Here is a 23,325-nt window from a genome sequence, read left to right as displayed (position 1 = left end):
TGCGAAGAGCGTGATCGTGACGCCCCCTATTCAGAGTGGCCCGCTCGACGCGGGCCTGATCGCGCTTCTCGATCTGCGCGCATCGCAAATCAACGGCTGTCTGTTGTGCGTTCAGTATGGCCTTCGCTTGGCGCTTCATGCTGCCGTGCCCACATCGAAGATTGAGCATATCGGAAGCTGGCGGTGCGCCGATGTTTTCTGTAGTGCGGAGAAGGCCGCGTTGGCCTGGATGGAACACCTTTCGGGTGTCAGTGAACAATCGGCGTCCGATGAAATCTGGGCGCGTATGCGGAAGTACTTCAACGAGACGCAAATTTCAGAGCTGTTCAAGTACTGGAGCAGCAGCGCATTGTGGTCGACCGACGAGGTCATCCGTTGTTGCACTGCCGGCAAGACGGTCAACCCGGCTGTCGATTGGCACGCCCAATAGGCCCCGCCCGCTCTGGGGCTCACAAGGCAACGTGTTTTCCCATGAACTCATCGCGCAAGATGGCGCGCTGGTCGTATTCCTGAGTGTGCCTGGCGCGTCGCTCGTTCTACCTGTGCCGCTATGCCCACGTGTTCATCGACTACATGGCTGAACGAACGCGCGCGCTCGACCTGCAATGCCTGACCACCATGACGTCGGCGCCGGCGCTCTGATTGGTGCTTTGGAAGCAACACGGTGCGTCGCCGCGCAAGCCTTCCCGACGGGCCGCCGCGCACCTACGATGCACCCATGCGTTGACGGCGCATCGAGGCCGGCCCGGCGCACTATCCGCGGAGAACAATCACGACGATCATTGCTATCGAAGGTGGCCATCGTACTCGACGACCGTGACCGCCACGGGCGGCGATGCAGGCCATGGTCCAGCATCAGGCGTAGTCCGATCGGACGACGGCCAATTCGATCTCGACCTGCGCTTGCCTGCACCGCTCGGCGGTCCGTGCGGCGGGACGAATCCCGAGCAGTTGTTTGCTGCCGCCTATGCCGCCCGCTTTCACAGTGCCTTGAGCCTGCTCGCCGCAAAGGCGGAGATAGCGTGCCAAAGCTGTAAGCCGGCATGCGCATTTCATGCGAACGATCGAGCCGTTAGCGACGGCAACTTGACCCGGTAATGTTCGTGTGAGCCCCGCAGCCATGAGACTTTAAACCCAGAGGCGCTGCACTTTGCATGCGATCGCCGCTGGAAGTCGCAGGAGAACCGGAGATGTGTGGACTCGACCCATGGTCGCAGATTATCGGACGGCTGAACGCGCATTGGCATGAGACTGCATCGGCGGTTTACCAGGCTTCGCGGCGCCGCGAGCGACCCAGCCGCACGGTGGTTGCGCATGCGGCGCTTAGGGACTCTACGATTCGAAGCATCGAATGGCAAACCGACACGACCGTGCTCGTTTCCTGGAGCGACGCTACGCGCGGCAGCTATCTTGATCAGACCTGGCGCGCCGGCTATGCCCGCGTCAGGGGTGTTTGCGCGCTCAGCGGCATGTCGGTCAAACGGGGCGACGTGGTGTTCCGGCCGTTCCACCGCGGCGCCGCAGCGCCGTCGAACGCGTTCGACATGATCCTTGCTTCTGTGCTGACAAGATATTCAGAGGGCCAGCTCGTGCCGGCCTGATGTGTGGCGAAGATCGTTTGCACTCCACCCGCGATACGGCGCCATCTGGCCGAACCGCCGATGGCACGCGGGCCGTCCTTGCAGGCATCCACTTCGCACATTGGCCAAGCACCGCTTGTAGAAAGATGGATTCGCGCGGCGATACCGTGACTCATCCGACTCCGGCGATGCTCGCGGCCGTGTCGGTCGCAGAAGTCTACCCATAGAGCTAACGCTTCTACGTTTCGAGCCGCCCCGCTTGGGCGTGTTCGAGTTCGAGCTGCTGACGCGAACCCACTCGAACTTGTCTACCGGTTTCTGGAGCGCATCTTGGTCGAGCCGGCAGGAAGCACGCAATCGCCGCTTCAAACAATGCCAACAGGATAATCAGCACTCGTCGTGCTCAATGCATTGGAGCTTGCGCATTCATTGCGTTTAATCGCCAATCGTTTTAACGGATAGCCTTCATTCGGCATAAAAACGCGTCGTATCGGTAAAAGTACTGATGCTGTAGTCAGACTACATTCTTAAATTGTTGAGTACGGAGAGTCGCTACAGTCCATCCGATGGTCCCGATTCCGTCCGGGCAGGCAAACGTTTGCGCAGCTACCCTGCGTCGCCAGCCTTCGTGTCCGGCGTGAACCTGCCGGACTCGCTCCGCTTCCGCATTCCAACAAAAGCAGAATCCCCGGAGAGACAGATATGCAGAAGAAACTATGGCTGGCGGCCGCTTTAGCGGCGGCCGTGTGCGCCGCTGCGCGTGCGGATGTACCCGACTTTCCACTCGATTTCCTACCCACTTCAATTGCGATGAACGCGTTCGGATCGGCGGCCGCGCATCGGCGCGCCGATACCCTCGTCAGCAGGATGACGCTCGACGAAAAGCTCCAGTTCATTCATTCGAAATACGCAATGTCGGCCGTGCCGGGAGGTGGCGCGGGCTACATTCAGGGCGTACCGCGTCTCGGCATTCCTGATCTGAACATGGTCGACTCCGCGGCAGGCTCCGGCAGCACATCGCAGGCCAGCACGACCTTCCCGGCAACGATCGCGCTTGCGGCAAGCTGGGATCGCCGCCTGTCTTCCGATTTCGGCAAACAGGTGGCGATACAACTGCGCGCCCAGGGCTTCGGGATGGGACTCGGTGGCGGAACCAATCTCGCGCGCGAGCCGCGCGGCGGCCGGCTGTTCGAGTATCTCGGCGAAGATCCGCTGCTCGCCGGGGAGATGCTCGCCGAGCGCACCGACGGCACGCAGCGCCAGAAGGTCATCGCCACGATCAAGCACTACGCCGGCAACGAGCAGGAACATAACCGGGGGGGCGGCAACAGCCAGATCGACGAGCGCACACTGCGCGAGCTGTATCTGTTGCCGTTTGAAATCGCCGCAAGGCGCGCACAGCCGGGCAGCGTGATGTGCAGCTACAACCGGCTCAATGGCGACTATGCGTGCGAGAACGCGCATCTGCTCAACGACGTGCTCAAGAACGAATGGCGCTTTGAAGGGCAGGTGCAATCGGATTGGGGGGCGACGCACAGCACGGCGAAAGCGATCAACGCCGGTCTCGACGAGGAAGAGGATGTCGGCTCGACCGTTTATCTGACGCCGGACGCGGTTCGGCAGGCGATTGCGAACGGCTCGGTTTCGACCGCGCGACTCGATGACATGGTGCGACGCAAGCTGTACGTGATGATCCGCACGGGCGTGATGGACGATCCTCCAAAGGGGGGCGCCGCCATCGACTTCGCTGGCGCGAATGCATTCGTGCAGGCGGTTGCTGAGCAGTCGATGGTGCTGCTCAAGAACGACAACAACCAGTTGCCGCTCTCCGCAGCCTCGCTCTCACGGATCGCGGTGATTGGGGGACACGCTGATGCAGCCGTGCTGACCGGCGGCGGGTCAGGCAATACACGTGATCCGGTCACCGGGGCATTCGCGGGTTGCGGCGGCTTGACGTTCGGCACATCGACCGGGTGCAGTTGGTGGACCAATCCGTGGCTGAAGTTGAACACGCCCATTGTTGCAGCGATTCGCGCGCTCGCGCCGTCGGCGCAGGTGAGCTTTGCCGGCAACAGCGATCAGCAGACGCCGTTTCGCGCGTACACGCAACAGGAGATCGATCAGGCGGCGGCGCTCGCAGCCCGCTCGGATGTCGCAATTGTCGTCGTCGCGCAGCCGGCGGGTGAAGATTTTGGCGATTTGCAAAGCCTGAGCCTTGCGAATCCGTCGAACCAGGATGCACTCGTCGACGCGGTCGCGCACGCCAATCCCCGCACGATCGTCGTCGTGGAAAGCGGTAACCCGGTGCTGATGCCGTGGAAGCATCGCGTGGCGGCAATCGTGGAGGCCTGGTATCCGGGTGAAGGCGGCGGCAATGCGATCGCGAACGTGCTGTTCGGCAAGGTCAATCCTTCCGGCAAGCTGCCCGTCACCTTCCCGGTGCGTGATCAGGATACGCCGACGTGGGGGCAAAGCGGCGCGTTCGAGCCGGATCCCGTCTACGCAGAGAAGCTGAACATGGGCTACCGCTGGTACGACGCGAAAAACATCACGCCGATGTTCGAGTTCGGATACGGGCTGTCGTACACGCATTTCTCGTATTCGGGGCTTTCGGTCAAACATCGCCCTGACGGCGCGATCGACGTGTCGTTTACGGTGCGCAACGATGGCCGTATGGCGGGCGCGGAAGTGCCGCAGGTGTATCTCGGCGTGCCCTACCGCGACGAGCCGCCGCGACGTCTGGTCGGCTGGGAGAAGATCGGCCTGAATCCCGGCGAGGCACGCCACGTTCGCATCACGGTCACGCCGCGGATGCAGAGCGTGTGGGACACGTCGCGCAATGGCTGGCGATATGTGCCTGGCGGGACGGTGTATGTCGGAGCGTCGTCGCGTGACATCCGGTTGCAAGGGAGCTGAACCTCGTACTCCCGTCACGCACCCGGGCGCGGGATGTTCTGCGCCCGGCGCATCGGGTTGAACCGCTTGCCGACAGGATATGGCGAGCGGCGAGCGCCGCGGGCCATCGACGATTTGGCTCACACTGCCAAACGACCGTTCATGGCCGGAGCGTGCCCCAGGTCGTTGTCACGACCTTGACGAGCGCACTCTGCTGACGGCGCTTGCGAGGTATTGCCGGGGGTTCTAGGGTGTGTTCACACTATCTGAGTCCATCGACGATAAGCGCGAAATTGATGAAGGCAATGAACATCACATCCAGTTTGTCGAATCGCGAGAAGATGCGGCGGAAGCCTTTGAGTCTTCGGAACAGTCGCTCCACTTCGTTTCGACGTTTGTACATTTCCCGATCGTATTCCCATGGTTCAAGGCGATTGCTTTTTGGCGGGACAACTGGGATGAAGCCTAGGTCAAGCGCGAGTTGTCGCGTCTCGTCGCCCTCATACGCCTTGTCCATCAGCAAGTGCAGTGGCCGATTCGGTGGCCCGAGGCTTTGTAGCAAGGCCCGTCCCTGGGGCGCATCACCGGCTTGGCCGGGGGAAAGTGCGAACGTTATGGCTGTTCGAGCATCCGCGGCAACCATATGAATCTTGGTAGTCCATCCGGCTCGGCACTTGCCGATGGCTTGGGGTCCACTTTTTTTAATGCGCCAGTCCCATCTGGATGCACCTTTACGATCGTGCTATCCAGCGAGACGGCTTCGATCCTGACACGAACGATCTGGGCACGCTGCAATTCGGTAAATACGCGATCCAGTACGCCGCTTTTGGACCAACGGTTCATCCGCGTATAGATCGTGTGCCACCGACCAAAACGCCCGGGCAAACCACGCCACTTGCAACCATGCTCAGCAACATAAAGGATTGCATTCAACACTTGAAGGTTCGACATGCTGACGTTGCCACGTTGACGCGGCAAACAATGTTCGACCTTTCGAAATTGGGCTTCGGTGAGTTCCATGCCCGAAGTTTACAGGCAAAAATCATTAGTGTGAACGTGCCCTAGTTAACCCCGCCGTAAACGGGATCATCTCTTGCTGCGCAGTTCGTGCAAGGGAGATGATCATGCTCAGACTTTTCGGCATCCTGGCGATGGTGGCGGCCGTCTCGGGATGTGTTGCTGCCCCGCCGTACGGTTACAGCGATCCTGCGTATGGGCCTGGCTACTACCCGCCGGGCCCCAGCATAGGCGTGGGCGTGGGAGGCGGCAGCCTCGGCGGTGGGGTAGGCGTCGGCGTAGGTGTGGGGTTCTGAGCAACTGCGCGCGCGGCCGGCCCGGTTGCCCGGACCGCTTCCATTTTCCGCGCAACCGCGGACGGCCGCCGTAGCACGCCAATGGCGCATAGCCGACATATTGCGACGATGTGGCGCTTCCGGGAAAGTGTGGAAATGCCCGGGAAATTTGACTGGCGGAAGGCAGCCGGAGTCGAACCGACCTGAGAGCGGCTGACGCCCTCAACTGGGTTTGAAGCCCAGCCGCACCACCGGATACGAATGCCTTCCTACGGTGATTGAACTGCCATGACAATGCCTGGCTACTAGCAGCGACATCGACGCCGACTGGCATCGTCACAGCCGCGCAAATTATATTCGCTTCGAACCACTCCGTGCTCGCTCGCGCGCACCACCTGACCGTCTCACGGACAGGCGTTCAGCCAACCAGCCAACGGCTATCGGTGCGCATCAAATGCAGCCCACGGTGAAAGCGCGTATACCCAACGCGGTCGAAGAACTCCAGTAGTTGGATCGCACGTTTCCGGCCAAGACCGGTCACGTCGCGAAAAGGCCCGGCGGCAACCGTACCCGCGTTTTTCCGCGCTTCGTCCGCCGCGATCGAAGCCAGTTCACGAATCACGTCAGCGTGATAAAAGAGATCGCGCACGACCTGAAAAAGCTCGCCCTGCCGCGCAAGCTTGCGCATCAACTGACGCATGCGGTCCTCCGTGACCCCATGTGCGCTCGCCAGATCGCGCACCCACGGCGGATCGAAGCGCCCTGCTTTCACCGCCGGCAGCACCGCCGCCGCGAGCGCGCGATCGGCGTCGTCGAGCGTCACCGCGTGATCCGGCAGATGCAGCCACGGCCCCTGCTTCACGACCTCGCCGCGCGCCGCCGCGTCGTCCACCAGCGCGCGCCACAACGCGTCGCTCGCGAGCGGCGCAGCGATGCGCCGCAGACGCGACACGTCCGGGCCCAGTTCATCCGGCGAGCGCTCGTGGTACTGCGCGAGCGTGGCAATCAGCCGCGACGCCAACGCCCGCCACGCCGCATCGGCGACCAGCAAGGCGTCATGGCCGGGCAATTCCACCGCGTGCGTATCCGGCGGCAATTCAAGCGCGGCCGCCGGCATGCCGGTCAGCCGTTCCAGCAACGAGCGCGACAATCCATGCGGCGCCCTCGCGAGCAGCGCATCCAGCGTACCCGTGTCGAGCATGCCTTGAATCGCGTCCAGCCATGCCAGCCGCTCCGCCGAGCGACGCTTGCGGGAAGGCGCAAACGGATCGAGCACGTGTCCGCCGCCGACCGTGCGATTCGCCTGCGCGTTACGCACGACAAAACGGTCGCCGGGAAGCGCGCACACCGGCCGCTCGAACACCAGTTGCACGCGCGCGCGCTGACCGGCTGCTAGCGTGTCGCCGTCGAGCAGCGCGACATGCGCAACCTGATGCTGGGTGCCGAGATGCACGTGCAGCGGCGCCCAATGTTCCAGCGTGAGCGGTGCATCGGCGAGCAGCGTCAGTATGACGTCGAGACGTTCCGACGCTTGCGACAAGCGCGGATCGACGACCCAGTCGCCGCGATCGATCGCGCTTTTCTCGATGCCCGCGAGATTCAGCGCGCAGCGCTCCCCTGCGCGTCCGCGCGTAGCGGGCCGGTTCTGCGCATGAATGCCGCGCACGCGCACAGGTTGATTCTTCGGCGCGAGCAGCATCGTATCGCCGACATCCACCCTGCCGGACACCACCGTTCCCGTCACGATCGTGCCTTGCCCCGCCAGCGTGAAAACCCGGTCGACCGCAAGACGGAACAGGCCGTCGTCGCGCTTCATACGCCACGCTGCCGCCGCTGCATGCAGATGCGCTTTCAATGCGGCCACGCCGGGATCGTCGGCACAGGTCGCGCAGGTATCGAACACGGGTGCGTCCTGCAATACGCCGCCGCTCAGAAACGCCGCCACCTCGGCGCGCGCTTCCCGCAGACGTTGCGCATCCACACGGTCTATCTTCGTCAACGCGACGGCGCCCCGCTCGATGCCGAGCAGTTCCACAATCGCCAGATGCTCGCGCGTTTGCGGCATCACGCCGTCGTCGGCGGCGATCACGAGCAGCGCGAAATCGATGCCGCTCGCGCCCGCCGTCATGGTGTGGACCAGCTTTTCGTGTCCCGGCACGTCGATCATGCCGAGCACGTCGCCGTTCTCGAGCGGTACGTATGCGTAGCCCAACTCGATCGAAATGCCGCGCGCCTTTTCTTCCTTGAGACGATCGGTATCGACGCCCGACAGCGCTCTCACGAGACTCGTCTTGCCGTGATCGATGTGCCCCGCCGTGCCGACGATCATGCGTGCGTGCCCTTCAGTTGCTCGACCAACTGTGCTTCGTCGGCGGCTTCGAGACAACGCAGGTCGAGGCGCAACGCATCGTCCGCGATACGGCCGATCACCGGCCGCGCCATCTCGCGCAACAGCTTTTCGAGCGCGATCAACTGACGGCCGCCGCGCTTGCCGTCAGCCGTTCTGATCACGAGGCCGTAGCTCGGCAACACATCCACGGGCAATGCGCCGCTGCCGATCTGGCTGAACATCGGCTCCGTCGCCACGGCGTAGCGTTCGCCGATCGCGCGCTGCAGGAACGGCTGCACGCGCTCGGCGGCCAAGCGGATTTCGTCGGCGGGACGCGTGAGCAAGCGCAGCGTGGTCAGCCGCTCGACCAGTTTTTCCGGCGCGCGGTAAAGCTGCAACACGGGTTCGAGCGCCCCGAGCGTCAGCTTGCCGACGCGCAGCGCACGCTTGAGCGGATGCTTCTTGATTCTGGCGATCAGATTGCGCCGGCCGACGATCAATCCGGCCTGCGGACCGCCAAGCAACTTGTCGCCGCTGAATGTGACGAGATCGGCGCCGGCTTCCACGGTTTCACGCACCGTCGCTTCGTGCGGCAGCCCCCACTGGCTCAGATCGACCAGCGTGCCGCTGCCGAGATCGACGGCAACCGGCAGGCCATGCGAATGCGCGAGCGGCGCGATGGCGCCGACCCCGACCTCCTTGGTGAAGCCGTGGATCGCGTAGTTGCTCGTGTGCACCTTCATCAGCAGCGCGGTTTGCGGGCCGATGGCTTCCGCATAGTCTTTCAGATGCGTGCGATTCGTGGTGCCGACCTCGCGCAGCTTCGCGCCCGCGCGGCTCATGATGTCGGGAATGCGAAACGCGCCGCCGATTTCGACCAGTTCGCCGCGCGACACGATGACGTCTTTCCTCGCAGCCAGCGCGGACAGCGTGAGCAGCACCGCGGCGGCATTGTTATTGACCACCGTGGCCGCTTCCGCGCCGGTCAGTTCGCAGATCAGTTCGTCGATCAAATCGTCTCGGTCGCCACGCTTGCCCGTGCCAAGATCGAATTCCAGGTTGGCGGGCTGCGTGAGCGCCTTCACAACGGCTTGCACCGCTTCGTCCGGCAACAACGCGCGGCCGAGATTCGTATGCAGCACCGTGCCGGTCAGATTGAAGACGCTGCGCAAGCGGGACTGGTTGCGCCGGCGCAGCGTGGCTTCCACCGATGCCTGAAGTTGCGCGGCGTCGAGCGCGCTCACGGACGCGCTGCCCGATTGCGCGCTCACGCGCCACTGATCGAGCGCCTCGCGCAGCGCGGTCAACACCTGGGTGCGGCCGAATTCGTTCAGGAGCGCGGCGAATTCCGCCGACGCCATGACCTTTTCCACCGACGGCACGCGCGCCATCAGCGCCCGCAATTCAGAGCCGCTTACATCGCTCACGAGGCAATCCCTTCCAGTCGTTTCAGTCGCTTTTAAGCGGATTCGCCGGAAGGCTCAGCCGAGGCGTCGGCCTGCTCCGGCCACAGCCACGGATGCGGCGACGCACGCCGGTATCCCTCCGCCCCCATCAGCAGGTCCAGCGTGAGGCTGGCGAGATCGTCCGCGAACGGATCGAAATCGTAGTCTTTCGACTGAATGCCGATCTTCCGATAAGTATGGCATTCGTCGCACGACTCCGCCTTTAACGCCGCGTTCCGCGATTCGGCTTCCCGCGTGGCGTCGTCGACGTCCGGCGAGCCGACCGCGTGATAGGCGATGCCCTTGGTCGAATCGCAGTTCGAGCATTTCGAGCGCACCATGTGCCACTCGGTCGCGCACAAGCCGCATTGCAGGTAGCGGTAATTGTCATACACACCGCCCACGCGCACCGTGCTCGCCACCGGGTGAGAGCCGCATACGGGGCATAGGCCGAGCGTTTCGAGGTACGGCACCTCGCGCTTGTCGATATCGGCGGCGAGATCGGTCCACACCACTTGCAGCGCGGCCACGATGAACGGCGCGCTCGCCGGGTCCACCTCGCCGAAGCGCTGCGCGAAGATCGCGTCGGCCTGCGATTCGAGCGCGGCGGTGTCGAGCGTGCGCAACCGGCCGATGAGCGCTTCGAGCGGCGGCGTGAGCGGCCCCGCGGCTTCGACCTTGTCGAGCAACTGACGCAAGACATCGCGCCACGCCGGATCGCGCGCGCCCGACAGCGCGGGAATCAGCGGCATGGAATGCTGTTGCGCGCTCGCGATCAATTCGGGGCTGGGCGGCTTCGCCTTGAAGCCCGCCATCACCGCTTGCTGCGCGTCGGCCAGCACGGCCATCAGGCGCAAATAGCCGGCGATCGGATTGTCGAGCGCCGCCAACTGACGCAGCCGCGCGGCACGCGGCGCGAACACCGCGAGCCGTTCAGGCGTGCGGATGCGGGGAATCGCCGAGTGATCGAGCGACTCGATATCGCCGGCTTCAAGAATGCGTTGAACCAAGGTATCGACCTCTGACAATTGCGCTGCCATTGCGCTAAAACTGAAGAGCCGCCGCGGTTCCATGAACAAGAGCGGCGGCTCGGGTGCGGTGCGCTAAAAGCCGTACCGCTTGTTTGCTTCTTATTTGCCTCTCACTTGCCGATGGTTTCCTTGAACCAGTTCGGATGATGCTTTCTCGCCCAGCCGTAAGTCACCGTGCCGCGCGTCATCGCGCCGATCGATCCCTTGACCCACAGCGCCGCATAGATATGCACGATGATGCCGACGATCAGCACGAACGCCGTTACCGCATGCACGACCGCCGCAAGCCGGATGATCTCGATCGGGAAATAGAACGAGAAATAACGCCGCCAGATCACGATGCCGCTGAGCAGCAACAGCACGAGGCAAATCACCATCGTGAAAAATAGCAGCTTTTGACCGGCGTTGTACTTTCCGATCGGCGGCAGTTTGTCCTCGCGATTGTTGAGCACGTCGTCGAACTGCCTCATCCACTGCATGTCGGCCTTGTCGAGATAATTGTGATGCCAGAAGCGCAACGCAAGAATCAGGAACGAGACGAACATCACGCAGCCGATGAACGGATGCAGAATCCGCGTCCACTGCCCGCCGCCTAAAAGCGCATAGAGCCACGCCATGGCGGGATGAAACATGGCGAGACCGGAGAGCGCCAGCAGGACGAACGTAATGGCGGTGATCCAGTGATTCGTGCGCTCGTTCGGCGTGTAGCGCACGATCAGGCCGTTGCCCTTCACGTCTCTCAGCGTGGTGTGTTCAGGGTGTTTCATCGGATGCCTCCCGCGAACGGCGTACTTCGTCGACTTCACGCTGGGCTTCGAGTTCTTCCGCCTCCGTCACCTCGTTGGGGCCAACGCGTGTGTAATGGAAGAAACCCGCCACCGCCGCGAACGCGATACCGGCCAGCGCCAGCGGCTTCGAGAGGCCCTTCCACAGAGAAACCATCGCGCTGATCTTCGGATCCTGCGGCAAGCCGTGGTACAGATTGGCCTTGTCGGCGTGATGCAGCACGTACATCACATGCGTGCCGCCCACGCCGGCGGGATCGTACAAGCCGGCGTTCTGAAAACCGCGCTCCTTCAGATCCACGACCCGCTCCGCCGCCTGCTGCTTCATGTCCTCCTTGGTGCCGAACATGATCGCGCCGGTCGGGCAGGTCTTGACGCAAGCGGGTTCCTGACCGACGGCCACACGGTCCGAGCACAGCGTGCACTTGTACGCGCGGTTGTCCTTCTTCGAAATGCGCGGCACGTTGAACGGGCAACCGGTCACGCAATAGCCGCAGCCGATGCAGTTTTCCTCGTGAAAATCCACGATACCGTTCGTGTACTGCACGATCGCGCCCGGCGCCGGGCAGGCCTTCAGACAGCCGGGGTCCTCGCAGTGCATGCAGCCGTCCTTGCGGATCAGCCATTCGAGATCGCCTTCGGTGTTCTCGTACTCCGAGAAGCGCATGACGGTCCATGAATGCTCGGTCAGATCGCGCGGGTTGTCGTAGACGCCGGTGGTGTCGCCGACCTCGTCGCGCAAGTCGTTCCATTCCATGCAGGCCGTCTGACACGCCTTGCAGCCGATGCACTTGGAGACGTCGATGAGCTTGGCGACCGTTCCCGTGGCCGGCTCGCGAATCTGCGGCTCCGGCAGCGTGGTGGCGGAGAGGCGTTTGATATCGAGTGATTGCAGTGCCATCTCAGCTCCTTATGCCTTTTCGACCTTGACGAGGAACGACTTGAATTCCGGTGTTTGCGAATTCCCGTCGCCCACGGAAGGCGTCAGCGTATTGATGAGATAACCCGGCTTCGTGAGCCCCTTGAAGCCCCAATGCAACGGCAACCCGACTGTCTGCACCTTTTTCCCCTCGATCATCAGCGGTTTGATCCGCTTGGTGACGAGCGCCACCGCAACGATATGACCACGATTGGACGACACCTTGACGCGATCGCCCGCGACCACGCCCACTTCCTTCGCCAGATCCTCGCCGATCTCCACGAACTGTTGCGGCTGCACGATCGCGTTCAGGCGCGCGTGCTTGGTCCAGTAGTGGAAGTGTTCGGTCAGACGATAGGTGGTCGCCGTATGCGGAAACTTGTCGTGCGTGCCGAACGCGGCGCGGTCGTCCGGGAACACGCGCGCCGCCGGATTGCTGACGACCGCCTTGTTGTTCGGATGCAGCGGGTTGTAGCCGATCGGCGTTTCAAACGGTTCGTAATGCTCGGGGAACGGTCCTTCCACCAGACCGTCGCGCGAGAAGAAGCGCGCGACGCCCTCCGGATTCATGATGAACGGATTCATGCCGTTTTCGGGCGGTTCGTCCGCCTTGAAGTCGGGAATGTCCGCGCCGCTCCATGTCTTGCCGTTCCACGCGATCAGCTTGCGCGTGGGGTCGAACGGCTTGCCGCTGACGTCGCATGAAGCACGGTTGTACAGAATCCGCCGGTTCGCGGGCCACGCCCACGCCCAGTTCAGCGTATTGCCGATGCCGGTCGGGTCGGCGTTGTCGCGGCGGCCCATCTGGTTGCCGGCCTGGGTCCACGAGCCGCAAAAAATCCAGCAACCGCTCGCGGTGCTGCCGTCGTCGCGCAGTTGCGCGAAGCTGGCCAGTTGCTCGCCCTTCTTCGCGAGCACCTTGGTTTTGTCGGTGGGATCGGTGACGTCGGCGAGCGCCTTTCCGTTGAACTCCATCGCGAGTTCTTCAGGCGTGGGGCTTTCCGGGTCGGCGTACGGCCAGCTCATGTTGAGAATCGGATCGGGATACTTGCCGCCGTTCTCCTTGTAGGCCTTGCGGATGCGCAGCCACAGCCCCGACATGATCTCGAGATCGCTCTTCGCTTCACCGGGGCCGTTCGCGCCCTGCCAGTGCCACTGCAGGACCCGGCTCGAACTGACCAGCGAGCCGCGTTCTTCCGCGAAACAGGTGGTCGGCAGACGGAACACCTCGGTCTGGATCGCCGACGCATCGACGTCGTTGAATTCGCCGTGGTTTTTCCAGAACTCGGAGGTCTCGGTGGCGAGCGGGTCCATGATGACGAGCCACTTCAGCTTGGCGAGACTCGCGCCGATCTTCGCCTTGTTCGGCGCCGCGGCAAGCGGGTTGAAGCCCTGCGCGATGTAGCCGGTCATCTTGCCCTGATTCATCAGTTCGAAGACCTGCAGCATGTCGTACGGCTTGTCGAGCTTCGGCAGATAGTCGAAGCCGAAGTTGTTCCCGGCGTTCGCGTTATCGCCCCACCACGACTTCATGAAGCTGACGTGGAAAGCGCGGTAATTGCGCCAGTAGCTGAGTTGATTGGGCCGCAGCGGCTGGGTGGCGCGCTTCGTGATGTACGCCTCGTAGTCCTGCTCGGCCTCCATGGGCAGCGTCATGTAGCCGGGCAGCAGATTCGACATCAGGCCGAGGTCCGTCAAGCCCTGAATGTTCGAGTGGCCGCGCAACGCGTTCATGCCGCCGCCGGCAACGCCGATGTTGCCCAGCAGCAGTTGCACCATCGCGCCGGTGCGGATCATTTGCGAGCCGACCGAGTGATGGGTCCAGCCGAGCGCGTACAGGATCGTGCCGGCGCGCCCCGGCACCGCCGTCGACGCGAGCATCTCGCACACCTTGAGGAATTTCTCTTTCGGCGTGCCGCAAATCTTCTCGACCTGCTCGGGCGTGTAGCGCGAGTAGTGCTGCTTCATGAGCTGATAGACGCAGCGCGGGTCCTGCAGCGTCGGGTCCACTTTCGCGAAACCGTCGTCGCCGCGTTCGTAGTCCCACGTGCTCTTGTCGTAGCTGCGCTTGTCGGCGTTGTAACCGGAATACAGACCGTCGGTAAATGAAAAATCCTCACGGACGATGAACGGCATGTCCGTGTAATTCTTCACATATTCGTGCTGGATCTTGTCGTTGGTGAGCAAATAGTTGATCACCCCGCCGAGGAACACGATGTCCGAGCCGGTTCGAATCTGCGCGTAATAGTCCGCGACCGAAGCCGTGCGCGTGAAGCGCGGATCGACCACGATCAACCTTGCCTTGCGATGCGCCTTGGCTTCCGTGACCCATTTGAAGCCGCACGGGTGCGCCTCGGCCGCATTGCCGCCCATCACGAGAATCACATCCGCGTTCTTGATGTCGACCCAATGGTTCGTCATCGCTCCACGGCCAAACGTCGGGGCAAGACCTGCCACCGTCGGGCCATGTCAGACACGCGCCTGATTGTCGAACGCGAGCATGCCAAGACTGCGGACAGTCTTGTGCGTCAGATAACCCACTTCATTGCTGCCGGCCGAGGCCGCCAGCATGCCGGTGGTCAGCCAGCGGTTGACCTTCTTGCCGTCCGGCGTGGCCTCGACGAAATTGGCGTCGCGGTCTTCCTTCATCAGCTTGGCGATGCGGTCGAGCGCATCTTCCCAGGAAATCCGCGTCCATTCATTCGATCCGGCCGCGCGATGCTCGGGGTGCTTCAGACGGCTCGGACTATGAATGAAGTCGATCAGGCTCGCGCCCTTCGGGCACAACGTGCCGCGATTCACTGGATGATCGGGATCGCCTTCGATATGGATGATGCTGGACTTGGCGTTCTTGGCGTTGTCGCCGAGTCCGTACATCAGGATGCCGCAGCCTACGGAGCAGTACGGGCAGGTATTGCGGGTTTCAGTGGTACGCGACAACTTGTACTGACGGACTTCCGCTAGCGCGGGAGCCGGGGAGAAGCCCATGAGGGCGAGACTCGATCCGGCAAGCGTGGTGGCGGAGACCTTCAGAAATTGTCGCCGGGACATATGCGGCATTTAATGGCCTCGGCTCTTGTGGGGTACTGATATTGATTATAGAGGTCAGTATCAAGTCCTGCAGCGAGACTGTACCCCCTCGCCCGCGCGGGCAAATATGAAACACCGCAGCCGGTGAGCGGGAAGCGGGCATCGTTCCTGCTGCATTTGTTCTGCGTGAATCCCGCTCACTCCCTGATCATTAGGCTGACTTATGACTCCCCGACTTCTTGCCCATTCGCGTCCATCCAGATTCATCGTCTCGCTCGCTTTCGGCAGCGGGGTGCTGGTTGCGAGCCCATGCGGCTTCGCGCAGACCACCCAGGGCAGCGGCTCGGAGCAACAGGAAAATCGCGCCTCCGCGATGGGTTCGGCGCCCGATCCGGCGGCCTCCGCTGTGCATGAGTCGCACAAGCCGCAAACCAGGGACGGCGGCTCGGCCACTTCGCGTGGCAAAAGCGTTAGCAAAGGTCACACAGCGCAGGGAAACGGTGGCTTCGACAACGGGCTGTACGGCACGGGAGCCGGCAGTAACAAATAAGCGCCGGTCATAAGACGTGACCGGCCGTGGCCCTCGCTGGGCTCGACGCCTTGGCGCCGGGTTGCGCCGGCCGGTCGCTGCGCCGCGCCCGAACAACCCGCATAATGCGGTCATTCGAAGCCTCAGATCCGCACCACGATGACCGATACCCACGCCACCACGAGCCAAACCACAAGCGAAACCCCAACCGCGTCGCCCCGCCTCACCAGCCTGTCGCATGGCGGCGGCTGCGGCTGCAAGATCGCGCCCGGCGTGCTCGCCGACCTGCTCAAACGCAGCGCGCCGCTGCCGTTCTTTCCCGACTTGCTGGTCGGCAACGATACCGCCGACGACGCCGCCGTCTACAAACTGAACGACGCGCAGGCGATCGTCGCCACCACCGACTTCTTCATGCCGGTCGTCGACGACCCGTTCGACTTCGGCCGCATCGCCGCGACCAATGCGCTGTCCGACGTCTATGCGATGGGCGGCAAACCGATCATGGCGCTGGCGATCGTCGGCATGCCGATCAACGTGCTGCCGCACGACGTGATCGCAGCCGTGCTCAAAGGCGGCGAATCCGTCTGCGCCGAAGCCGGCATTCCGCTCGCGGGCGGCCATTCGATCGATTCCGTGGAGCCCATTTACGGCCTGGTCGCGATCGGCGTGGTCGATCCGAAGCGCGTGAAGCGCAATGCGGGCGCGCAGGCCGGCGACGTGCTGATTCTCGGCAAGCCGCTGGGCGTCGGCATTCTCTCGGCGGCGCTGAAGAAAAACCGCCTCGACGCCGCCGGCTACGCCGCGATGATCGGCGCGACCACCAAGCTCAACCGCCCCGGCGCGGAACTGGCCAGGCTGGACGGCGTGCACGCGCTGACCGACATCACCGGTTTCGGCCTGCTGGGCCACACGCTGGAATTGGCGCGCGGCTCGAATCTGACCGCCCGCGTGCGCTATGCGGACCTGCCGTGGCTGCCGGATGTGATCGGGCTGGCGGAAGCCGGTATTTTCACCGGCGCGTCCGGGCGCAACTGGGACGCTTACGGCAAGGACGTCGTGCTGCCGTCCTCCTTGCCGTCGACCGCGCGCACGCTGCTCACCGACCCGCAAACCTCGGGCGGTCTGCTGGTGTCGTGCGCGCCCGAGGCCGTCGACGAAGTGCTCGCCCTATTCCACGCCGACGGTTTCGGCGAGGCGCGCGTGATCGGCGAGATGGTGAGCGGCGAAAGACGCGTCGAAGTCGTCTGACGCTTCGGCGGATCGAGGCACGAGCGAGGGGGCAAGCGAGGGCGCGGCAGAGACGACACCAGGTGGAGCCGGAAGCTCGAAAGCGGCGCTGGGAGCCTCGGCGGCCGGCGTTTGCGGCGCATGCGATAATTTCACTCTTCCCCGCCGGTCCGTTTTGTCCGTAACCCTTGAAAAATCTACTCGTCAGACTCGATCAAGCCGCTGATTTCGACGAAATCATCGACGTACGCACGCCCCTCGAGTTTGCCGAGGACCACATTCCGGGCGCGCTGAACGCCCCCGTGCTCAGCAACGAGGAGCGGGTGCTGGTCGGCACGACGTACAAGCAGGTATCGCCGTTCGAGGGCACCCGCATCGGCGCGGCGCTGGTCGCGCGCAACATCGCGCACCATCTGGAAACGACTTTCGCCGACCGGCCGCGCAACTGGCGTCCGCTGATTTATTGCTGGCGCGGCGGCAAGCGTTCAGGCTCGGTTACGACGCTCTTCAATATGATCGGCTGGCAGGCGCGGCAGCTCGAAGGCGGCTACAAAAGCTATCGGCACACAACGCTCGAAACGCTCGGTTCCTTGCCGAAGCAGTTCGACTACATCGCGCTGGTGGGCCCGACCGGCAGCGGCAAGACGCGCCTGCTCGCGGCCTTGAGCGAGGCGGGCGCGCAGACGCTCGACCTCGAGGCGCTGGCCTCGCACCGCGGCTCGCTGCTCGGCGCCTGGGCCGGCGTGCCGCAGCCGTCGCAAAAGCGTTTCGACACGCTGCTGGTTTGCGCGCTGCGCGCGCTCGATCGCGCGCGGCCGGTGTTCGTGGAAGCGGAAAGCCGGCGCATCGGCTCGGTCTCGCTGCCGCTTTCGCTGCTCGAAACGTTCCATCGCGGCGCCTGCGTCGAGGTGCAGTCGAGCCGCGAGGATCGCGCGGCGTTTCTGCTGCACGACTATGCGCATCTGTTCGACGATCCGGCTTCGCTCAAGGGGCAACTGGAGCGAATGATCGGTTTGCATAGCCGCGAACGTGTCACCGGCTGGCAACGGCTCGTCGACGAAAACCGGCGCGCGGAACTCGCGAACGAACTGATCGAGCGGCACTACGATCCGGCGTATGCGCGCAGCAGCCATCAACATTTCGTCCAGTTGCCTCACGCATTGCAACTGCATTTCCGGCCCAACGACGCGGATGTCGTCGACCAGGCGAAAACCCTGCTGGCGCAGCTCGACAAGCGCGCGCTCGCTGTCATCTGACCAAAAAGAAACGTTTAAAAACCATCATGCAATCAACCCTCAGGCAACCCCGTGTCGCCCTTGGCTGGATCGTGTTTCTGCTGATCGCCGTCGTCGGCCTCTTCTACGTGAAGTGGTTTCCCTACTACAACCGCGCCTTCGTCGCCGCGAGCCAGCATTCCATCGGCAAGTCGATCCTGATGGGCACCTCGGCGAGCGCGCCGGCGCCGTCATGGCAAGCGGCGATCGATTACGCGCTCGCCTACGGCAAGGCGATCTGGCAGGCCATGGTGCTCGGCCTGCTGCTCGGCTCGGCGGTGCAGGCGCTGATTCCGCCGCAGTGGGTCGCGCGTGCGCTCGGCCGAACCGATTTCAGCAGCGTGGTGAAGGGCGGCCTGATGTCGCTGCCCGGCATGATGTGCACCTGCTGCGCGGCGCCGGTCGTGGCCGGCTTGCGCGCCCGCCAGGCCGCGCCGGGCGCGGCGATCGCGTTCTGGCTCGGCAATACCGCGCTCAATCCGGCCACGCTGATCTTCATGGGCTTCGTGCTCGGCTGGCAATGGATGGGCCTGCGGCTCGCGTTGGGGATCGTGATGGTGTTCGGCCTCGGCTATCTGGTGAACCGGATGGTCACGCCGAGGGAAGCCGAAGCCTCGCGCGAGGCCATGGCGCAACTGGTCGCCGCCGACGTGCCGGGCACCGCGTTCGCACGCTGGGTAAAAATTCTCGGCACGATGACGCTGCGCCTGATTCCCGAATACATCGTGCTGGTGCTGGCGCTCGGCGCCGCGCGCGCATGGCTGTTTCCGCACATTGGGCCGGGCATCGACAACAGCCTGCTGTGGATCATCGCGCTATCGATCGCGGGAACCTTGTTCGTCATTCCCACCGCGGGCGAAGTGCCGATCATTCAGGCGATGCTTGCCTTCGGCATGGCGGCCGGTCCGGCCGGCGCCCTGCTGATGACGCTGCCGCTGATCAGCGTGCCGTCGATGGCGATGCTCGGGCGTTCGTTCCCCCGGCGCGTGCTGACGATGGTGGCGCTGGCGGTGGTGGCTTGCGGCGTGGTGAGCGGGTTGCTGGCCGCAGCCTTGGGGTTCTGAGTTTTTGGAGTTTGAAGCATGAAACGTGTCGCGGCATTTTCCGTGGCGAGCTGGTCGGCCGCCGCCCTGCTCTACTTCGGACAGCACTCGGTATCGCTGATCGTGGTCAGCGGCGTCGTCGTGCTGGCCGGCTTCGATCTGCTTCGTCCTTGACGGCGGAGTAGTTAGCCGCGAGGCGATCAGATCGAACGGACCGGCGCGGACTCCAGCGTCATCCTGCGACGCGCGCCGATGAGCGCGGCGACACCGGTGCCGACGCCCAACGCAAGCAGACACGCCGTGGGCACCAGCATCGGCGCGACATGGCTCTGCGCCGCCTTGCCGACATAGGGCATCAGATTCTGTCCGGCGAATCCGCCCAGATTGCCGATCGCGTTGATCGCCGCCACGCTGGCCGCCGCTCTCGCGCCCGCGAAGAAGCGCGGCGGAAGCGACCAGAAGCACGGATACAGTAGCGGAATGCACGCCCCGCCCAGACACAGCGCGGCAAACCGCAGCGACGCGGTCGGCAATACGAGGCTCGACGCGAAACACATCACGCCGATACCCGCTACCACACTCATCGCCTTGAGCACCACGCGCTCGCGCTTGAGCTTGCCCGGCAGCCACAGCAGAAGCAGCGTCGCCAGCGCCCACGGAATCATGTTCAGCACGCCGTTCACCGACGAGGACACACCGTAGCTTTTCACGAGCGTCGGCATCCAGTACGTGACGCCGTACAGCGAAGTCGACATCAGCATGTAGGTCAGCGCGAACATCAGCACCTTCGGGTCGAGCAGCGCGCCCCAGGGCCGTGTCGCCTTGGCTTCATCCGATGCTTCGCGCTTGAGCGCGGCGATCACCACGTCCTTCTCCTGCTGCGAGAGAAACGGCGCTTCCTTGACCGAATTCGGCAGGAATTTGAGCGCGACGAACGCTACCAGAATGGCCGGGATACCGGTGGCGATGAACACCCACTGCCATCCCGCGAATCCCCAGGTGCCGCCGAGCGTCAGCAGCAGGCCGCCGACCAGCGAGCCCAGCATATTGGCAAGCGAACTGCCCAGCGTGAAGAACCCGAGTACCCTGGTGCGATAGCTCTGCGGGAACCACTGCGTGAGGTAATAGATGACGCCGGGATAAAAACCCGCTTCAGCGACACCCAACGCGAAACGGAATGAATAGAACACCGGCAGCGAGCGCGCGAACGCCATCAAAACCGTCACCACGCCCCATGTGAGCATGATGCGCGCGAGCCAGGTCCGCGCGCCGAAGCGATGAAGCGCCAACGTGCTCGGCACCTCGAAGAGCAGGTAGCCGATGAAGAACAACGATGCGCCAAGGCCGTAGGAGGCTTCCGTCATGCCGAGATCGTGCACCATCTCCAGCTTGGCGAAGCCGACGTTCTGCCGGTCGATAAACGCGATGAGAAACATGACGATCAGAAGCGGCATCAGCCGCCACGCCATTTTCTTCATTACCTGCTGCTCAAATCCTGTCTGCGTGGACATGTCCGCTCCGTTTCCGCGCCGGCCGTTCTCGATATTCGACGGGCGGCACGGCGGCCGCTACGTCGATAGCAACGGCCGAATTGATGTAGTCATATATATGTTTGTACGAATCGGCGACGCGCGCCATGAGGTGATACCCGGATAGGAGCGGTTAGCGTCTATCCGGTTTGTCGATCCGGTATGCGGTAGGGTGAACAGCAGAGGCGATGCTGGCGCCGATGGCGCAAGCAGACGGTTCAGCGAATTTCCACCTGGTATTGAAACGTGGTGGCAGCCCCACGCGTGCTGCGCCATTCGAACGGCGTGCCCGCGAAATCCGACGCGACACGGTGCACCAGAATGACGGGACTCCCGGTCGCTAGACCGAGGACCGAGGCGTCATCAGGCGTGGCTTGCTCGACTCTTAGAATTTCGGTGGCGGACGCCACGATTTGCCGGCAAAGACGCTCGTACAGCGGGTACAGTAAATCTTCGAAATCATCGAGCGGCAGCGTGGCCAACGGCTCGAAACGCGCGCGCGGCAGCCAGATTTCCTCGGAGAGCACCGCCTGCCCTTCTATCAGACGCACGCGCGAAAGGTGAATCGCCTTCTCGGTGGCTTTCATCTTCAGGGCGGCGCGGATTTCCGCGCTGGGCTTCACGATTTCGCGCTTGAACACGCGCGCGGTGGGGCGCACGGGTTGTCCGTCGCGCGACTTGAAACGAAAGAAGCGAAACAGCGAGGAATCGAAACGGGGCCGGCGGATGAACGTCCCTCTGCCCTGACTGCGCGTGAGCACACCGTCGGCCACCAACAGGTCGATCGCCTTGCGAACGGTGCCCGTGGAGACGTTGTAGAACTGTCCCAGTTCCGCCTCGGTGGCGATCGCTTGCGTCGGCGTCCATTCGCCCGCGGCAATGCGGCTAAGCAGGTCGTCACGCAATTGATGATAACGGGGCAATCGGTCGTCCAGCTTGAAAGAGGCCGTGTCCATGGCATTCATACAGTTGTTCAGAGGAGTAACTACTGTACCGCATCGAAGAGGGCCACCGTGAGCGAGGGTTTTTACCCACTGACTTTTAGCGGCATTGCCTCGATCATTCAGGCATTCATATATATGACTGAATGAATTGCAAGGGAACGGAGACGGCTATGTTCACGTGGTACAAGCAAGGCTCGCAACTCGAACGCAACACCTTCTGGGGCTGCTTTGCTGGTTGGGGGCTCGACGCGCTCGACGTGCAGATGTTCACCCTCGCCATCCCCGCGATCATCGCGGCGTATGGCATCGACCATACGCAGGCGGGTGCGATCAGCGGCGTGACGCTCGTTTCGTCCGCGCTCGGCGGCTGGATTGCCGGGGCGTTATCGGACCGCTTCGGCCGTGTCCGAACGCTGCAAATGACGATCCTCTGGTTCGCCGGCTTCACGTTTCTTTGCGCGTTCGCGCAAAACTTCCCGCAACTGCTGGTGCTCAAAGCGCTTCAAGGCTTCGGATTCGGCGGCGAATGGGCGGCCGGCGCGGTGCTGATGGCGGAAACCATCCGTACCGAACACCGCGGCAAGGCGATGGGCGCCGTGCAAAGCGCGTGGGCGGTTGGATGGGGCGCGGCCGTGCTGGTGTATGCCGCGGCGTTCTCGTGGTTGCCATCGGACACCGCATGGCGCGTGATGTTCGCCGTCGGCCTGTTGCCGGCCGGCCTTGTCCTGTTCGTTCGACGCAATCTGAAGGAACCGGCCCGCATCGCGCCGGCCAGCGCCGCGCCCAAGGTCTCCGCGCTCGGGCAAATCATGCAGGTCTTCCAGCCGCGCGTGCTCCGCACGACCATTATCGGCGCGGTGCTGGGCACCGGCGCTCATGGCGGCTACTACGCGATCATGACGTGGCTACCCACCTTTCTTGCGAAAGAGCGGCACCTGTCGGTTCTACATACGGGCGGCTATCTGGCCGTGGTGATCGTGGCCTTCTGGTGCGGCTGCATGTTGAGCGCGTACCTGCTCGACCGCATCGGCCGCCGGCGCAACATTGCGTTGTTCGCGTTCTGTTGCGTCGTCACGGTTCTCGCCTACGTCATGCTGCCGCTGACCAACACGCAAATGCTCGTGCTGGGCTTCCCGCTCGGACTGTTCGCAGCCGGTATTCCGGCGAGCCTCGGGCCGCTTTTCAATGAACTGTATCCGGCGGATATGCGCGGTACGGGCGTCGGCTTCTGCTACAACTTTGGACGCATTGCGTCAGCGAGTTTCCCGGTTCTCGTGGGCTACATGAGTCATTCGATGTCGCTCGGCATCGCGATCGGCATCGACGCGGCCATTGCCTACGGACTCGCGATGATCGCCGTGTTGCTGCTGCCCGAAACGCGTGGCAAACGTCTGCGTGGCGTGGTGGCGTCCGAATCGGCGAACGACAGCGGCGACGCTGCGCGCTTGACGCTGAATCCGCCGCGGAGCTGAA

The 23,325-nt window shown here is 63.3% G+C and carries 18 protein-coding genes, 1 tRNA gene and 1 pseudogene; 10 read left to right on the top strand and 10 right to left on the bottom strand.

Going from position 1 to position 23,325, the window contains the following annotated elements:
• Positions 1-16: 16 nt before the first annotated feature.
• From CUJ90_RS25145 to CUJ90_RS25125, 4 genes and pseudogenes are all read left to right on the top strand, one after another.
• On the top strand, positions 17-430 hold the full coding sequence (locus CUJ90_RS25145) for a carboxymuconolactone decarboxylase family protein (protein ID WP_159442583.1): 414 nt from the start codon (positions 17-19) through the stop codon (positions 428-430).
• 386 nt (positions 431-816) lie between these two features.
• A pseudogene (locus tag CUJ90_RS33395) lies at positions 817-1,020 on the top strand (OsmC family protein); the annotation flags it as partial.
• A gap of 170 nt (positions 1,021-1,190) precedes the next feature.
• Positions 1,191-1,601, top strand: a complete 411-nt coding sequence (locus tag CUJ90_RS25130) for a DUF3331 domain-containing protein (RefSeq protein WP_073430670.1) — start codon at positions 1,191-1,193, stop codon at positions 1,599-1,601.
• 681 nt (positions 1,602-2,282) lie between these two features.
• Positions 2,283-4,496, top strand: a complete 2,214-nt coding sequence (locus tag CUJ90_RS25125; protein WP_114164139.1) for a beta-glucosidase family protein — start codon at positions 2,283-2,285, stop codon at positions 4,494-4,496.
• Positions 4,497-4,737: 241 nt separating this feature from the next.
• Here the strand turns inward: CUJ90_RS25125 and CUJ90_RS25120 are convergent.
• From CUJ90_RS25120 to fdnG, 8 genes are all read right to left on the bottom strand, one after another.
• A protein-coding gene (locus tag CUJ90_RS25120) for an IS5 family transposase (protein WP_114163956.1) occupies positions 4,738-5,495 on the bottom strand; the annotation gives its coding sequence in 2 pieces (ribosomal slippage) (positions 4,738-5,171 and positions 5,171-5,495; 759 coding nt in all).
• Positions 5,496-5,941: 446 nt separating this feature from the next.
• Positions 5,942-6,037 (bottom strand) — tRNA-Sec (locus tag CUJ90_RS32515).
• Positions 6,038-6,185: 148 nt separating this feature from the next.
• Positions 6,186-8,096 (bottom strand): selenocysteine-specific translation elongation factor, encoded by a 1,911-nt coding sequence (selB, locus tag CUJ90_RS25110; protein ID WP_114164138.1) that lies wholly within the window; start codon positions 8,094-8,096, stop codon positions 6,186-6,188.
• Positions 8,093-9,523 (bottom strand): L-seryl-tRNA(Sec) selenium transferase, encoded by a 1,431-nt coding sequence (gene selA / locus CUJ90_RS25105; protein ID WP_073430667.1) that lies wholly within the window; start codon positions 9,521-9,523, stop codon positions 8,093-8,095. Before selA ends, selB begins: the two co-directional genes overlap by 4 nt.
• Before the next feature lie 32 nt (positions 9,524-9,555).
• A complete protein-coding gene (fdhE, locus tag CUJ90_RS25100) occupies positions 9,556-10,551 on the bottom strand; it encodes a formate dehydrogenase accessory protein FdhE (RefSeq protein ID WP_073430720.1) in 996 nt (331 codons plus the stop codon).
• A 131-nt stretch (positions 10,552-10,682) separates the two neighbouring features.
• A complete protein-coding gene (locus CUJ90_RS25095; protein ID WP_073430666.1) occupies positions 10,683-11,339 on the bottom strand; it encodes a formate dehydrogenase subunit gamma in 657 nt (218 codons plus the stop codon).
• On the bottom strand, positions 11,326-12,258 hold the full coding sequence (gene fdxH, locus CUJ90_RS25090; RefSeq protein ID WP_073430665.1) for a formate dehydrogenase subunit beta: 933 nt from the start codon (positions 12,256-12,258) through the stop codon (positions 11,326-11,328). The genes CUJ90_RS25095 and fdxH overlap by 14 nt, the downstream gene beginning before the upstream one ends.
• Positions 12,259-12,267: 9 nt before the next feature.
• Positions 12,268-15,336, bottom strand: a complete 3,069-nt coding sequence (gene fdnG / locus CUJ90_RS25085) for a formate dehydrogenase-N subunit alpha (protein WP_083081618.1) — start codon at positions 15,334-15,336, stop codon at positions 12,268-12,270.
• A gap of 193 nt (positions 15,337-15,529) precedes the next feature.
• On the opposite strand from fdnG, the gene CUJ90_RS25075 reads away from it, so the two are divergent.
• From CUJ90_RS25075 to CUJ90_RS33635, 5 genes are all read left to right on the top strand, one after another.
• A complete protein-coding gene (locus tag CUJ90_RS25075; protein ID WP_073430662.1) occupies positions 15,530-15,856 on the top strand; it encodes a beta-xylosidase in 327 nt (108 codons plus the stop codon).
• 138 nt (positions 15,857-15,994) lie between these two features.
• Positions 15,995-17,083, top strand: coding sequence for a selenide, water dikinase SelD (selD, locus tag CUJ90_RS25070; RefSeq protein ID WP_114164137.1), 1,089 nt, complete (start codon positions 15,995-15,997; stop codon positions 17,081-17,083).
• A gap of 167 nt (positions 17,084-17,250) precedes the next feature.
• A complete protein-coding gene (gene mnmH, locus CUJ90_RS25065; RefSeq protein ID WP_073430660.1) occupies positions 17,251-18,318 on the top strand; it encodes a tRNA 2-selenouridine(34) synthase MnmH in 1,068 nt (355 codons plus the stop codon).
• A gap of 26 nt (positions 18,319-18,344) precedes the next feature.
• Positions 18,345-19,400, top strand: coding sequence for a permease (locus CUJ90_RS25060; protein ID WP_114164136.1), 1,056 nt, complete (start codon positions 18,345-18,347; stop codon positions 19,398-19,400).
• A gap of 18 nt (positions 19,401-19,418) precedes the next feature.
• Entirely contained in the window at positions 19,419-19,553 is a 135-nt protein-coding gene (locus CUJ90_RS33635) for a hypothetical protein (protein ID WP_268802003.1), read from the top strand.
• A gap of 26 nt (positions 19,554-19,579) precedes the next feature.
• Here CUJ90_RS33635 and CUJ90_RS25055 read toward each other — a convergent pair whose 3' ends face one another.
• Both CUJ90_RS25055 and CUJ90_RS25050 read right to left on the bottom strand, forming a co-directional pair.
• Positions 19,580-20,890, bottom strand: coding sequence for an MFS transporter (locus tag CUJ90_RS25055; protein ID WP_073430658.1), 1,311 nt, complete (start codon positions 20,888-20,890; stop codon positions 19,580-19,582).
• A gap of 236 nt (positions 20,891-21,126) precedes the next feature.
• Positions 21,127-21,864, bottom strand: a complete 738-nt coding sequence (locus tag CUJ90_RS25050; protein WP_073430657.1) for a GntR family transcriptional regulator — start codon at positions 21,862-21,864, stop codon at positions 21,127-21,129.
• A 158-nt stretch (positions 21,865-22,022) separates the two neighbouring features.
• On the opposite strand from CUJ90_RS25050, the gene CUJ90_RS25045 reads away from it, so the two are divergent.
• Positions 22,023-23,324: an MFS transporter gene (locus CUJ90_RS25045; RefSeq protein WP_114164135.1), complete on the top strand. Its 1,302-nt coding sequence runs from the start codon at positions 22,023-22,025 to the stop codon at positions 23,322-23,324.
• Position 23,325 lies beyond the last annotated feature (1 nt).

Origin of the sequence: Paraburkholderia terricola, assembly GCF_003330825.1 — a bacterium.
GTDB classification, from domain to species: domain Bacteria; phylum Pseudomonadota; class Gammaproteobacteria; order Burkholderiales; family Burkholderiaceae; genus Paraburkholderia; species Paraburkholderia terricola.
Note: the sequence above shows the minus strand (reverse complement) of the source record. Positions and strands in the feature narration are given on the sequence as shown.